At 32.7% G+C, this 14,064-nt stretch carries 9 protein-coding genes, 1 rRNA gene, 1 pseudogene and 1 other annotated feature (1 of these 12 only partly in view); of the genes and pseudogenes, 2 read left to right on the top strand and 9 right to left on the bottom strand.

The genetic code is table 11. From position 1 onward, the window contains the following. Positions 1-38 (bottom strand) — a binding site (T-box leader); it reaches 213 nt to the left of the window's first position. Between the two features lie 100 nt (positions 39-138). From ABDJ34_RS06960 to ABDJ34_RS06945, 4 genes are all read right to left on the bottom strand, one after another. Further along, a complete protein-coding gene (locus tag ABDJ34_RS06960) occupies positions 139-1,206 on the bottom strand; it encodes a hypothetical protein (RefSeq protein WP_412701847.1) in 1,068 nt (355 codons plus the stop codon). A gap of 5 nt (positions 1,207-1,211) precedes the next feature. Then, entirely contained in the window at positions 1,212-3,740 is a 2,529-nt protein-coding gene (locus ABDJ34_RS06955) for a ribonucleoside-diphosphate reductase subunit alpha (protein ID WP_412701846.1), read from the bottom strand. A 168-nt stretch (positions 3,741-3,908) separates the two neighbouring features. Next, entirely contained in the window at positions 3,909-4,514 is a 606-nt protein-coding gene (locus ABDJ34_RS06950) for a P-loop NTPase family protein (protein WP_412701845.1), read from the bottom strand. A 2-nt stretch (positions 4,515-4,516) separates the two neighbouring features. Then, the gene (locus ABDJ34_RS06945; RefSeq protein ID WP_412701844.1) at positions 4,517-6,202 is read right to left on the bottom strand and encodes a hypothetical protein; all 1,686 of its coding nucleotides are present in this window, start codon (positions 6,200-6,202) and stop codon (positions 4,517-4,519) included. A 191-nt stretch (positions 6,203-6,393) separates the two neighbouring features. Between ABDJ34_RS06945 and ABDJ34_RS06940 the strand changes: the two genes are divergently transcribed. Then, positions 6,394-7,083, top strand: coding sequence for a DUF554 domain-containing protein (locus ABDJ34_RS06940; RefSeq protein ID WP_094206788.1), 690 nt, complete (start codon positions 6,394-6,396; stop codon positions 7,081-7,083). Positions 7,084-8,338: 1,255 nt separating this feature from the next. Here ABDJ34_RS06940 and ABDJ34_RS06935 read toward each other — a convergent pair. From ABDJ34_RS06935 to ABDJ34_RS06920, 4 genes and pseudogenes are all read right to left on the bottom strand, one after another. Beyond that, positions 8,339-8,542 carry a hypothetical protein gene (locus ABDJ34_RS06935; RefSeq protein ID WP_080503394.1) on the bottom strand — a complete coding sequence of 68 codons (204 nt, stop codon included), beginning with the start codon at positions 8,540-8,542 and terminating at the stop codon, positions 8,339-8,341. Positions 8,543-8,685: 143 nt separating this feature from the next. Further along, a pseudogene (locus tag ABDJ34_RS06930) lies at positions 8,686-8,862 on the bottom strand (helix-turn-helix transcriptional regulator); the annotation flags it as partial. A 496-nt stretch (positions 8,863-9,358) separates the two neighbouring features. Then, positions 9,359-9,703, bottom strand: a complete 345-nt coding sequence (locus ABDJ34_RS06925) for a PqqD family protein (protein ID WP_412701843.1) — start codon at positions 9,701-9,703, stop codon at positions 9,359-9,361. Next, the gene (locus tag ABDJ34_RS06920; RefSeq protein WP_412701842.1) at positions 9,690-11,618 is read right to left on the bottom strand and encodes an OPT family oligopeptide transporter; all 1,929 of its coding nucleotides are present in this window, start codon (positions 11,616-11,618) and stop codon (positions 9,690-9,692) included. The genes ABDJ34_RS06925 and ABDJ34_RS06920 overlap by 14 nt, the downstream gene beginning before the upstream one ends. A gap of 216 nt (positions 11,619-11,834) precedes the next feature. Between ABDJ34_RS06920 and ABDJ34_RS06915 the strand changes: the two genes are divergently transcribed. Beyond that, complete coding sequence (locus ABDJ34_RS06915) at positions 11,835-12,440, top strand: hypothetical protein (RefSeq protein WP_412701841.1); 606 nt, start codon at positions 11,835-11,837, stop codon at positions 12,438-12,440. 1,499 nt (positions 12,441-13,939) lie between these two features. Here ABDJ34_RS06915 and rrf read toward each other — a convergent pair. Continuing rightward, positions 13,940-14,056 (bottom strand): 5S ribosomal RNA (rrf, locus tag ABDJ34_RS06910). Between the last annotated feature and the right edge of the window lie 8 nt (positions 14,057-14,064).

Here is a 14,064-nt window from a genome sequence, read left to right as displayed (position 1 = left end):
AAGCATTCATTGTTTACTCTTCTTATCAACGTTAATGTTTATTCATTTAGCTTATGGATATATAATACAGGCTCCAAAAATATTTGTCAAGCTTTTTTTCAAAAAACTTTTAAAAATTTTTTTATCATTTAATTATAACTACTTAAAGTACGGGTTTTTACGCAAATTATCCAGTAATTGTCCGTATGTTGTCCAACCCAAACCTAGGTCAGAATACTTTGCATAAGGGTTATCTATACTGTAGTGCCCATCGCAAAATCCTTTGTTAACCAAAATTGGCTCACGAACTTTTGAATATCCAGTGTATAGTTGGTTCTTGCCGCGTTCTACTTCCGGTAATTTCTCCATAATCAGCTTCGGTCTGTTTTCAAATCCGTAGTCTTTTGCGTTTTTGTGTGAAATCGTAGAGTGAGTAAAATCCAAGAAATACATCTTGCCATTTAATCTTGCTCTGTCAATCGAATGGTTGCGGTATGGGTTGGAATTTTTGTCCAATTCATCGTCAGGCAATGAATCTACCCACCAAATTTCAGAATAAATTCCACAATTATTTAGCACATCATTGGCAAGTTCACTGAACGAATTGCAAGTTCCCTCTTTGTTCAGCAATAAATCACAACCAAAAGTCGATGAAAGTTGTGGATCGTATCTGTAATCGTCAATCAAAACTTTCGCCAAATTTTTCACTGTTTCAAAATCATCCTTGCCTTTTACTTTTTCAGATAATTCGTTTAACTTGTCGATGTATTTATAAGTGAATTCCAAGCTATAAGGCTCATCTCTGAAATCTTCGTTTAGTACCGATTTTAATTTCATGGAGAAGATTGGTTTACCGATTGAAGAATCCTTCACAAATTTCATATCGCCAACCACCAAATTTTCCTCGGCAGTTTTCTTGTCGTTCTTATCGTATTCATTCAAGAAGTTTTCGATTTGAGATTTGTCATTGCCCAAAAACACAATCTCTTCTTTGCCACGTGTTTCGTGCAATTTTTTGATGACTTTGATTAATTTGACCTTCGTATCCACGTATTCATCGTAATTTATAGACGAATCAATTTCGCTTGGCTTTTTGCCATTTAAATCGTCTTTTGGTTGAACTTTTTCTACAGGAGCTTTTGTTTCAACTTTTTCTTGTTTTTTGTTGCAACCCGTTACACCTAAAATAAGTGCAAAGCTCAAAATTACTGATAATAATTTTTTCATAAAAATTATGCACTGCAGCTATCGCAGTCCTCCACTTCTAATGATTTACTTCTAACATAATAGATGGATTTGATTCCTTTTTCCCACGCTCTGATGTAGATGTTCAATATAGTTCTCATCGTATAATCAGTCGTGATGTAAATGTTGACCGATTGTCCTTGGTCGATGTGGCGTTGTCTTATACTTGTAGCATCTACAGTTATGTTTTGGTCCAGTTCGTGGGCATTTTCGTACAACCAGAATGTTTGTGGGCTAAGTCCTGGAGCAACACGTGGGACAATTGTACCCTTCTTTTCTTCAAGGAAATATCTGCTCATTACAGGGTCTACTGCCGCAGTAGTTCCTGCGATTATAGAAGTTGAACCAGTTGGTGCCACTGCCATCAAGTATCCATTTCTCATTCCGTTTTTCTTAATATCATGATACAATTCGTTCCATTTTTCAGAATTGTAATCTCTTAATTTGAAATATTCACCATTTTCCCAATCAGAACCCTCAAAATATTCGTAGGATCCTTTTTCTTTAGCGATTTTATTACTTGCTTTGATAGCGTAGTAATTGATTTTTTCGTACAATTTATCTGCAAATTTCAAATGTTTTTCAACATCCGAATACATAATATTGTTTTTTACTAAGCAGTGATGATATCCACTTGTTCCAAGTCCGATTGGACGGTATTTTTTGTTAGTGTACTTTGCGTATTCCAATGGATAAAAGTTCAAATCAATAACATTATCAAGCCCTCTAACCGCTGTTTCCACAACTTCTTCTAATTCTTCATCATTGTTCACATCAATATTTCCCAAAACAAGAGAAGCCAAGTTGCACACAACAAAATCTCCCGGTTTTGTTTTTGTAACGATAATATCGTCTCCGTCTTCTGTTTCTATAGTTTCACTAATAGAATGAATTTCGCTCATATTTTGCATAATTTCTGTACACAAATTAGAAGAATAAATCATTCCCTTGTGTTTGTTTGGATTCATTCTATTTACAGTATCACGGTTGAAAGTGAATGGAGTTCCTGTTTCTGTCCATGATTTTATAATAAGTCTTACCAAATCTTTTACTTTTATGCTACGTCTGGAAATACTTTCGTCAAGCACACATTCGTTGTATCTTTTTTCCCATTCGTCTCCATAATAATCTTCCAAGTTATATCCTTTTTTCACGGAGATTTCGTGTGGGTCGAACATATACCAAGTTCCGTCTATATCGTCACGAACCATCTTCCAGAACAAATCAGGATAGCAAACAGATGGGAACACATCGTGTGCCTTCATTCTGTCATCACCGTTGTTTGTTCTAAGTTGCAAAAATTCCAATATATCTTTGTGCCATACATCCAAGTACACAGCTACAGAACCTTGGCGCACTCCCAATTGATCCACTGCAACAGCAGTATCATTTGCAAGTTTAATCCATCTGATAACTCCACCTGCAACACCTTGGAAACCACGAATGTCGGATCCATTTGCACGAACTTTTCCGAAATACAATCCCATTCCACCACCATGCTTAGAAACTTGTGCGAAATTATTAATCGAACGATAAATTCCTTCCAAAGTATCAGGAACAGTGTCTATGAAACAGCTTGACAATTGATTGAATGGTTTTCTGGCGTTACTCATTGTAGGAGTTGCCACAGTCACTTTCAATGTGGACAAATTATCGTAGATTTTTTTTGCCCAATGAATTCTATCCTTTTCTTTAAGTGCCAAATGCATCGCAATCCCCATGAACATTTCTTGTGCAGATTCCATCACTCTGTTGTCATGAGTTTTAATCAAATATCTTTTTATAATCAAATCCAAAGCACTGAATGTGAATAACTTATCCCTATCGTCATCAATGTATTTTTCCAATTCGTCAATATCATCATCAGTATACACTTCTCTGATGTATGAGCCGTATAATCCTCTCTCATCCAAAAACTTAATCTTTGATTTAAAATCTTGAAGATCGTATTGAACTTCTAACTTCTTAATATTTTGTTTCAAATTATAATTCATAAACAAAGAAGCAATATATTCCCAATTTGGAGCTTCCTTACTAACAAGTTCCCCAGAAGCCTTCGACAATAAATTCACCATATCGTATTGTGACAGATTAGGCTTAACAAATGATTCGAACTTCAAATACAAATTCTCAATCGAATACCTAGTAGAATCGTAGTGTTCTTGAATATATCTAATGATTTCGATGACATCTTCATCTGTGATAAATCTTTCGAACTCTTCAATAACTTTTCTGTCTGTGGTATGTTTTGCACGATACAAAATAAAAGATTTTACAACCTTGTATTGACCGTGATCGATCAAAGTCAATTCCACCAAATCTTGGATTTCTTCCACAGTAACCACATGATTTTTTGGATACTTGTTCACAATAGTGTTTTCAATTTCTTGTGCCATAGCTTCCAGTTCATTTTCCTCTGCGTAAATTCCTACAGAAGCATAAGCTTTTTTCATGGCTAATTTTATCTTCGACCTATCAAAATCGACAATATTGCCATCTCTCTTTTTTATTTCCATTATTACTCCCTTTTATCGTGTATATAGTGGATTATAAAAACCCAACTACAATTTATAGTATTAATTCCTATTAAATATTACCACAAATCTAAGTGAAATAACACTGAAAATATAGTATTAAAATTTTTCAAAAAGCTAAAAATATATAATTTTAATAAAATGTTCAAATCATTTTACATCAGAAATGCTACTCTTGCCTAGCTTCAAAATCGGTAAATCATCAACTAATTTTTTCTTCTTGTCACACAAAATAATGTAGTTGATATTCTTCTCATCAAACATTTGAGTAAGTTTTCTCATATTTTTCTTAGCAAAAATTTTTGTGTAATTATTGTAATTTTTTATAATCACAAACTGACTCTGTGCCAACACAACCTTCGCATAAAAAAGTTTGATGATAGTATCATAATCACATTCTTTTAACTTATTATCCAAATCAACATTCAGACTTTCATTCAAACTATCAATTCTCCTGTAAATTGTCACAGGAGACATCTTCATTGAACGCAACACCAACGACAAATTATCATACACATTCAAATGAGGATACAACATAAACTCATCCACAACATAAAATCCACGGTACTTCGATATCACATTGTTTGAAATTTTTCCATCTATTAACATCTTGCCATTTGCGTATTTTACATTCATTAATACAGCTATGAACTTATCCAAAGTTATTTTGTTTGAAAAAACCTGACAATTCTGAGAGATTTTCCCTGTCAAATTTTCAAAATAATTCGTACTATAATTTTCAAATACAATATCCATAACTACCTTCTAACCCTAATCTTAGTTATAATATCCCAACACAAATTGACAACAGAAAATATCGCTACAATTATAAAACCTATCAAGTAATAATAATTACTGTTAAGCTTTCTTACAAAAAATATGAGAATATCCATAGCGCCTTCATTGTAAATATCAACCATGTGAGAAAAATACACTCCAGTGAAACAAAACATCACATAAAAAGCCATAAAATTCAACAAAATCGTAACCAAATTAACCTTATTAGAATAAATCGGAAAAACAACCCATCTATAATACTCAAACTTGTTCATATCGTCATTGTGCATCAAATAATTGATATTATTAGAGAAAAATCCTATTCTTTGCATAGAATACACGTTATAAGCTGTTAGCGCACCTATAAGTAACCAAAAAGTCAACCAGAAAACAAGCATCAAACTTTGATCGTGAAGCACGTATTGGTCAAATACCCCAAATATTTTAGTAAACACAAAATCATTTGGAAACATCAGCAATACAAAAAGCGATGCTATTGACAATATGCACATAAAAAGATTCAATTCCTTGTCAACTCTGGAGAAAATCCTCCACACAATCAAAGATACAATCTCTCCAATCGAAAACACCATCACACTAAGCAGAGCACACGCACACACTATCTTCAAATCAAACTGAATGTAAAATCGTTCGTAATTTTTCAGAACAAATGTCAAATCCTCTCCCAAAACAGTTGCAATCACAATAAAAATATTAAAAACGGCAACTATTCCACACAGTACCCAGTAAATAAGTTTAATATTATTAATGAAAAATCTTTTAACCTTTAATTTGATGTTAATAATCGACTCTCTAAAATTATTCGGACGAATTCCTTTATTAATATCTCTGACGATTTTTTTATAATTTACTATATTGATAATCCCCAAAACCACCAATATGCCAATAATAAACTCATCCAGTTTATCGATATGCGTATCACCAATGAGAATGAACACACTCGCCAAAAATATCGCAATCATAATCAAAAACTTGTACAGTTGATTGAACTGAAGCTGTCCCACACCAGGAATTAAATACAAAGCCTTGAATTTTGTATCGTAATCTTTGGGATCGACCTTCATATTTTTTCTCAAATCGTACAAATCACGCCTAAGCTTGTTCACCTCAGTATTTATTCTCTTTTTGTACACTTGCTTCAGGCTTCTCTTAACACTGTACAAATACACGCTATCCTTTGAATACTCACTTATTATGAACTCCCTTTTATTTTTCGATTTAAGATGAGCTCTTTTGCTTTTCTTATCTGTGTCTTTTGAATTATAGCGTGAAAATTTATAACTCTCTACAATTTTCTTCAAATAAAACCTAAAATTAAATCCTTTTTCTATATCTCCAGAATTTTTGATAGCATCGTCCAAAAAACTCATATCATTTTCCATATCTTGAAAAATCTGAATGATTTCATCGCATCTTTCTTCTACAAGTTTATTCTTAGTGTATATGTAATTATACTGAGAAGATACATCCTTATATTCCTCATAAAAATCAATCTTAGATTGAGATATGAATTTTTCCACAAGAACCCTATTTAACAAACTATCGTTGTGATGAGGAAGACTGTGCTTAAATCTGATGACAGAATTGTCAAGTTCTTTGAGGAAATTTATCTCTTTAGTTTTGATTAATTCGATTTTTTCGTTCATATCGAACTCCTAAATTTTACAAATTATTGACATATTTTTACTTATTTAGTATGTAGCTTTTATGCAGATTATTTTATTGTGATATTATATTTACATATTTTTACCACTTTCAAATATTACATTGTTAATTAATAAAAATATTACTTTACAAATTGAATAAAATATATTATCATATTTCGTGGAGGATTATGATGTTTTACATATTAATAAATGTTGTAGCGGTTGCAGTCGCAGCCCTTTTGGGAAGACTTTTGAAATCTTTCCTGCCAAAAAAACTAATAAAAAGTATAATGGACGTTGTCGCCGTTTGTATATTAATAATGGGAATACAAGGAAGTGTCAAAACAAATAATTTTATTTTTATGTTGATTTCCTTAGTTATCGGTGCTATAATAGGTAACGGTCTTGATTTGGACAAGAAATTAGCCAACCTTGTAGAGTATTTGCAAAACAAAGTTCCAGACTCATCTGGCTCGTCCATGAAAGGCGCCATTGCATTAATAATGCTACAAAATATCGGATCATTGGCAATCCTTGCTCCATTGAATTTAGGATTAAGCGGATCCGCTGACATAATGCAATTTAAAATAATATTAGACGGTATCACAACATTTTTGTTCTCAGCAACATATGGATTCACAGTTGCACTGTCAGGCGTTGTTGGACTTGTGATGAACACACTAATATTTTTATTATCAACATCACTAAGCAAAGTCTTAGTACCAGAAGTAATTGAAAATATCTCCGTAGTAGGATCATTGTTGATAGTCTTACTTGGTATAGATATGCTAGAAATCAAAAAATTCAAAATCATGGATTACATTCCAGCAATATTTATTCCAATATTTTGGTTTATCATCAAACAATTACTTCACATCTAAATTAGTTAATAAGTTAGAGGGGAAAACTCTCATGCCTTCAAAATTTTCCAGAGTTGACTCCCCTTACTCCTTTCTTATATGCGCATGATTTTAAATCATGTGTTTTTTTTATTATACCTCATTTCAAGAAATTTAAAACAAAATCAATTTTTTTCAATTTTTTTTTAATATTTTTCAAAAAAACTTCAAAAAAGTGTTTAAAACATTTTTCAGTGGGTATATATATACTACAATAAAAGATATCTAAATTGTAGAGCAGAACTGTTACTTTAGTTTATTGATTCCGATGAAAAGGATATATAAACAAAAAATGCAGGAATACTACCTGTTTTATTTGAAGACAAATAAAACTAGAACCTTTAAACATTTAAACTTAAAACATTAAAATTTAAAATTTTATCCTATGTATCGAAAACTTTAGTTAATTAAAGATTTAAAGATTGATTCGTTATATCTTGAAAAGCAAGTTTATCTGATAGATTACTATTAAGGAGTGGATAAGGAAATGATCGAACCAAAATTTCAGTTTAAGTGCAGTTTGCTCGGAAAATAAGAGTTGTTTCAGAAGATGGAAAATGACTCTTATTTTTTTGTGTCCATTTTCTTTCATTTCATTCCCCGTAATTTTTAAAGAAGACTATCTGTGTTCTTTAATTTTATGCTTTTTCTATTTTTTTTTAATTTCTGCCACATGTCTATCCTTCAATTTTGTCTAGCGACTTTTCTCAGCAATTCTCCATCCTTATCTTGCAATCCATAACTTTCGCGAAACCTTCAAGCAAACAATCGAAGCTGCATACCGTGATATTATTTAAACAGTCAAGCCTTTTTGCTAAGAATATCATACGGAAAAAATTTTGCTGATTTCAAATCGAAAAAATCCGTCAGAAATCGCACCGCTTGAGCGTAAGCGAGCTTGCGATTTCAGAATTTTAAGATTTATAAATCACAAATTTTTGTAGTCTAGATATTCGTGCAAAATGCTTGACTGTCTTTTTTTGCGATTGAAATTATTAATTTTTTCTCAAGATATCAGTACGATAGGTTTCTGTTTCTCAGACTACGATTTTGCTATTGCTTCTTCTGCCATCACCTCACGGTGATAGCCTTGCAAGTTGCTATGAGGTTCGTCGTCAACTACGCCCTACGTGGACTTTCACCACAGACTGATGGCATGCCCATCATACTAAAAAAAAGAGTCAGGGTTTTATATTCACCCTAACTCATATTTTGTACAATCTCCAACGAAGACTATCTATTTTCTATTTTCATATCCTATAGAGAAAAATAGAATTGATATAGCTACTAATGTTATTGATAGAGGCAACGCCTTAGCAGCTAATACTATAGGATTATAATTACCAAATACGCATTCTTTTATTATATACATGGTGATTAATGCAAAACTTACTCCCAAACAGCATTTACAAATATAAACAATGTTTATCTTCTTTAACATTTTACTTACCTTCCTTTCGATTTATTCATATAAATTACTAAACCTGTCTATCGAAAAGTAATTAGTCTCCGTTTTTATACCTCTGAGGATTATTATAGTTCATAAATTTCACCCCACATTTACACAATGTAATCATATAATTGTTAACACCTATTATGGTCATGACACTTATATGTTTCTCCTCCGTCCAAGTCGAAAACCTGATACATACAAACTCCTAAAGCATTTTCTATATAGTTAGCAGTTTTAATACTCGGAATTGTTTTCCTGGTTTCTATTTTGATTATACTCGTCCTTGATATTCCAACCTTTTTACCTAGTCTATGCTGAGATTAACCTAAATGTTTTCTATATTCCTCGATTCTATTTCTCATTATTTTGCATTCTTCCTTTGGTTAATTTAAGTTTACCATAATTATTTTTATTGTCAATAAATTAATGTTTAATGACTTTTTTGTCGGTTACACATGATAAGTTTCCTCCCTTGAATCTCACAGCGATTTTCTTTTTATAATACTCTATCCATGTCGTTCAACCCCCACTGCCTTTAAACCTTCTAGCAAACAATCGAAGCTTGCGAATATCACCATAGAAAATTTAATGTTTCTTATGAGCGACGCTTCGAACGATGAAATCTTCATTTCATATTCTAAAAAGAAGATTTCTGAAGTGAGGCTGAGCGAATAAGATTATTAAATTTTCACCTAGATATTCGTGCGAGATGTTTGCTTGCATATTGACCTATGTGTGAATTACTATTGTTATCCAGCGAAACCTATTCACCATTTACCTTTTCTGTGCATAAAAAAAGAAGCCTTATTCAGACTTCTTTTTGAGTTTAACAATATCATTGTTGTATAAAATTTGTATGAATTGAGATAGTCTCTCGTATAGAGGTTCTACCTCATCTCCGTATTTTTCTTTTAATTTACTCCCAATTTCTATAATGTTACTCTTGCCATCAATCATCCTGAAAACATCACTTCCGTAACTTTCAAGCTTGATGTTGGATTCTTTTGGTGTGAAGAACATCTTTTGAGCAATCTTATCAAAAATATGATTGTGCTTTTTTACTAAATACACAAGATCATCTTTTTCATAAAACTCTATCTTGTCATTGACCTCAGGAATAAATTCTAGGAAATTTTTATTTCGCTTCATTAGTATTTACGTTTTTAATACAAGTTCTAACTAGAACTGCTAATAACAATATGAATACTATAATTGATCCAATTGCGCCAATGTTGAATTTTGAAGATAAATCAAGAACTTCACTTAATGTCTTGTCTCCTACTTTGATTATAGCAAATGCAGCAAGTAAAATACCTACAACACCTTCACCTGCTATAAATCCAGATGTGAACAATACACCATTTTCAGCTTGTTCTTTTCTTAATTCTTCGTTTTTAACTTTTCTCTTGTCAACAAATAATCTGATTAAACCACCAGTCATGATTGCTGTAGAAGTGTTGATTGGCAAATACAAACCTACTGCAAATGGTAAAACTGGAATTCCTAAAATTTCAACAACAACTGCAATGAATGCCCCTGCGAAAACTAATCCCCAAGGAAGTGATCCACCCATTACACCTTCAATTATAAGCTTCATCAACATACCTTGTGGTGCAGGAAGTTCTTCTGAACCATATCCCCAAGATGAATCTAATAACCATAAGATAGCACCGATTACAAGTGCAGATACTGCAACACCGATTAATTCACCGATTTGTTGTTTATATGGAGTAGCTCCAACCAAGAAACCAGTCTTTAAGTCTTGTGAAGTATCCCCTGAAATAGCAGCGATAACACAAATTACAGTACCAATTGAAATTGCCATCATCATACCATCGTGACCAGTATTTCCCATAGCTTTGATTAATATTGAAGTTATCAATAAAGCAGCGATAGTCATACCAGAAACTGGGTTGTTTGAAGATCCAATAAGACCAACCAAACGAGATGATACAGTTGCAAAGAAGAAACCAAATACAACGATAATTATTGAGCCAATAGGTCCAACTGGAATAATTGGTAAAACAGCCATTACAACTGCGATAGCAAGAATAGCTATTCCTATGAATTTCATACTTAAATCTTTTTCAGTACGAAGAACTGAATCTGTACCCAAACCTTGTGATTTGTAGTCTTTCATAGCATCTCTGAAAGTTCTAATAATTAGTGGCAATGATTTAATTAAAGATATAATACCACCAGTAGCTACAGCACCAGCTCCTATATATCTTAAATAAGTACCCCAAATATCTTTTACAGTCATAGCAGAAATAGCCTTATCTGCAGCACCGATTATGTTGTCTCCACCGAATAATTTCATAAGTGGCATAATAACTAACCAACCTAAAGTTGCACCACTTAGCATATATCCAGAAATCTTAGGACCACAAATATAACCAACACCTACCAAAGATGGAAGTGGGTCGATACCGATACCAGCACCTGAGAAAGATTTAACTGTAATTTCTTTTGATAATGAAGATGGGAAAATCTTCAAACCATCAGCAAAGAATTTGTATACAGCAGCCAAACCTAAACCCTTGAATACAAGCTTAGCCTTGGATCCACCTTCTTCACCTGCTAATAAAACTTCTGCACAAGCAGTTCCTTCTGGATATGGAATAACCCCATGTTCCTTAACTATTAAAGCATTTCTCAACGGAACCATGAATAAAACCCCAAGTAAACCACCAATAAGAGTAATAACCCCTATTTCGATTAATGATGGAGCTGGTTCATTCCATTCCTTCATCCAAATAAATAATGCTGGCATTGTAAAGATAGCACCTGCGGCAACTGATTCCCCTGCAGAACCTATAGTTTGAACGATGTTGTTTTCCAAAATAGAATCCCTCTTGAAAATCAATCTGATAACTCCCATTGAAATAACTGCAGCAGGAATTGATGCAGATACTGTCAAGCCAACTCTAAGACCTAAATATGCATTAGCTCCACCAAATACAATTGCCATGATAATACCAAAAATAATAGAGAATGGTGTAAGCTCTGGCAAGACCTTATCGGCCGAAATAAAAGGCTTAAAGTCATTATTATTGTTACTCATAAATATACCCTCCTTTTTATATATATAAATTAACAAAATCATTATACCAAATTGAATTTATTTTGTCAATAATATTTACTATCTTACACTTAAATTCACAAAAAAATACGTGAAATAATATTTTGAGATTTTTTAAACATTTTCACAAAAACAGTTCAAATTTTCTTAAATTAATAGTATAATAAAAGAGTTGGAATAAATTAATTGGAGGGAATTATGAAAAAGAAATTTTTAACAGTAGTATTAGTATTATCAATGGTTGTATTGGCATCATGTTCTAATCAAAAAGGATCAGAATTAGAAAGCAAATTAAAAGAAGTAGAAACAGATAAAAAATTTGCTATCGAAAACTTAAACGACGCTAACAATAAAATCAAAGAATTAAACGCAAAAATTCAAGAACAAGAACAAGGATACAGCTCAAAAGTATTAGTAAACGACCTAACAGCTGAAATGACAAACGAACAATTGCAAAAAGTATTAACAAACACAATCGCTTACAAATTGACAGCTGATGATCAAGAATTAGCACAAGAAACAACAGTTGAAGTAGCAGAAATGCCTAAAACATTAAACTTCATCGTACAAATTCCAGAAGACTTAAAATCATCAGAAAAAGCAAAAACAATCTTGAACTTACAAGCACCAAAAATCAATGTAAATGGTAAAGCAGCACAAGTTGAAGAACAAGAAGAACACGACGCAATAAAATACGTAGTAAACTTAGAATCTGCAGGAAAAGAAGCAAAAATCGACCTACCACAAGACATTAACGCAAAATTACAAAGACCAAACCAACAACTTGTAATCAAAGCAAAATAATGAACACCTAGCCACTAGAAATCTAGTGGCTATCATTTTATCCATTTCTATCCATATTTTATAGTGGTATTTTTACACAGTCTAGTGATTAAATTTAATAATTTTCTATTTAAATCTCTACGTCCTTTATCCTAGTCTAGTGATTCTTATCAAAAATTTATATCTGTGTCTCTCAATTCTTGAACATCGCGAAACCTTTGAGCAAACAATCGAAGCTAAGAATATCATACGGAGAAAATAATCATAAATTCAAGCGAAGGGAACCGTGAAAAATTGTGCTGTTTGAGTGCATAGCACGAGTTCACAATTTTAGGTTCACAAGCTTAGAATTTATTTATTTTGTAGTCTAGATATTCGTGCGAGATGTTTGCTTACTTTTTGACCTATCTGTGTCTTACTACTGTTGTCTTGCGAAAAATTTTTTATCATTTTCTATCCTCTTCCTGCAATCCCCAACACTGCGAAACCTTAAAGCAAACAATCGAAGCTAAGAATATCATCATATAAAATTTAATGCTTCTTATGAGCGACGCTTCGAACGAAGAAATCTTCATTTCACTTTTTTTTAAAAAAAGATTTCCGAAGTGAGGCTGAGCGAGTGAGAACATTAAATTTTTCCCAAGATATTCGTGCGAGATGTTTGTATATTTTTTGAACTACGTGTGTCTTGTAACTGTAAATCTTGCGAAAATTTTTTTATCATTTTCCATCCTCTCCTTGCAATCATAAACACCGCAAAACCTTAAAGCAAACAATCGAAGCTAAGAATATCATACGGAGAAAATAATCATAAATTCAAGCGAAGGGAACCGTTAAAAAATCGCACTGTTTGAGCGTTAGCGAGTTTGCGATTTTAGGTTCACAAGCTTAGAATTTATTTATTTTCGTAGTCTAGATATTCGTGCAAGATGTTTGCTTACTTTCTAACCTACGTGTGTCCTGCAACTGTTGTCTAGCGAAAAGTTTTTTATCATTTTCTATCTTCTCCTTGCAATCCCAAACACTGCGAAACCTTTGAGCAAACAATCGAAGCTAAGAATATCACCATATAAAATTTAATGCTTCTTATGAGCGACGCTTCGAACGAGGAAATCTTCAGTTAAATTTTTTAAAAGAAGATTTCTGAAGTGAGGCTGAGCGAGTGAGAACATTAAATTTTAACTAATATATTCGTGCAAGTTGTTTGCTTATTTCATTACCTTTGTTTATCTTGCAACTGTTATATAGCGAATTCTATAAACCATTTTTAATCCCAGTATAGCTAAAAGAACGCACAAAAAAAGACCTAGCGGACATTATCATCACTAGATCTTAATTGTTTGGCGACTACCTACGTGCCGTCAGTTCCTACGAATCAAAGATTCGTGGCAACTGGTTGCATCAGACCTACGACGAAATCATAGATTTCTGTTAGGTCTTGCTCTCCCATAAGTGGGATCGTAGGTCTTATGATTAAAATAAAAAAGATCTAACGGATTAAATCACGTTAGACCTTAATTGTTTGGCGACTACCTACTCTCCCACGACGTTTCCATCGTAGTACCATCGGCGTTAAGAGGCTTAACTTCTGTGTTCGGCATGGGTACAGGTGTATCCCTCTTGCTTTTATCACCATACTTATTCA

It is taken from the genome of Finegoldia dalianensis (assembly GCF_046255015.1).
GTDB lineage: Bacteria > Bacillota > Clostridia > Tissierellales > Peptoniphilaceae > Finegoldia > Finegoldia magna.
Note: the sequence above shows the minus strand (reverse complement) of the source record. Positions and strands in the feature narration are given on the sequence as shown.

Coding starts and splice junctions, on each gene's coding strand:
- ABDJ34_RS06950 (WP_412701845.1), bottom strand. CDS start 4,514: ATGGATATTGTATTTGAAAATTATAGTACGAATTATTTTGAAAATTTG.
- ABDJ34_RS06940 (WP_094206788.1), top strand. CDS start 6,394: ATGTTTTACATATTAATAAATGTTGTAGCGGTTGCAGTCGCAGCCCTT.
- ABDJ34_RS06915 (WP_412701841.1), top strand. CDS start 11,835: ATGAAAAAGAAATTTTTAACAGTAGTATTAGTATTATCAATGGTTGTA.
- ABDJ34_RS06920 (WP_412701842.1), bottom strand. CDS start 11,618: ATGAGTAACAATAATAATGACTTTAAGCCTTTTATTTCGGCCGATAAG.
- ABDJ34_RS06925 (WP_412701843.1), bottom strand. CDS start 9,703: ATGAAGCGAAATAAAAATTTCCTAGAATTTATTCCTGAGGTCAATGAC.
- ABDJ34_RS06945 (WP_412701844.1), bottom strand. CDS start 6,202: ATGAACGAAAAAATCGAATTAATCAAAACTAAAGAGATAAATTTCCTC.
- ABDJ34_RS06935 (WP_080503394.1), bottom strand. CDS start 8,542: ATGTTAAAGAAGATAAACATTGTTTATATTTGTAAATGCTGTTTGGGA.
- ABDJ34_RS06960 (WP_412701847.1), bottom strand. CDS start 1,206: ATGAAAAAATTATTATCAGTAATTTTGAGCTTTGCACTTATTTTAGGT.
- ABDJ34_RS06955 (WP_412701846.1), bottom strand. CDS start 3,740: ATGGAAATAAAAAAGAGAGATGGCAATATTGTCGATTTTGATAGGTCG.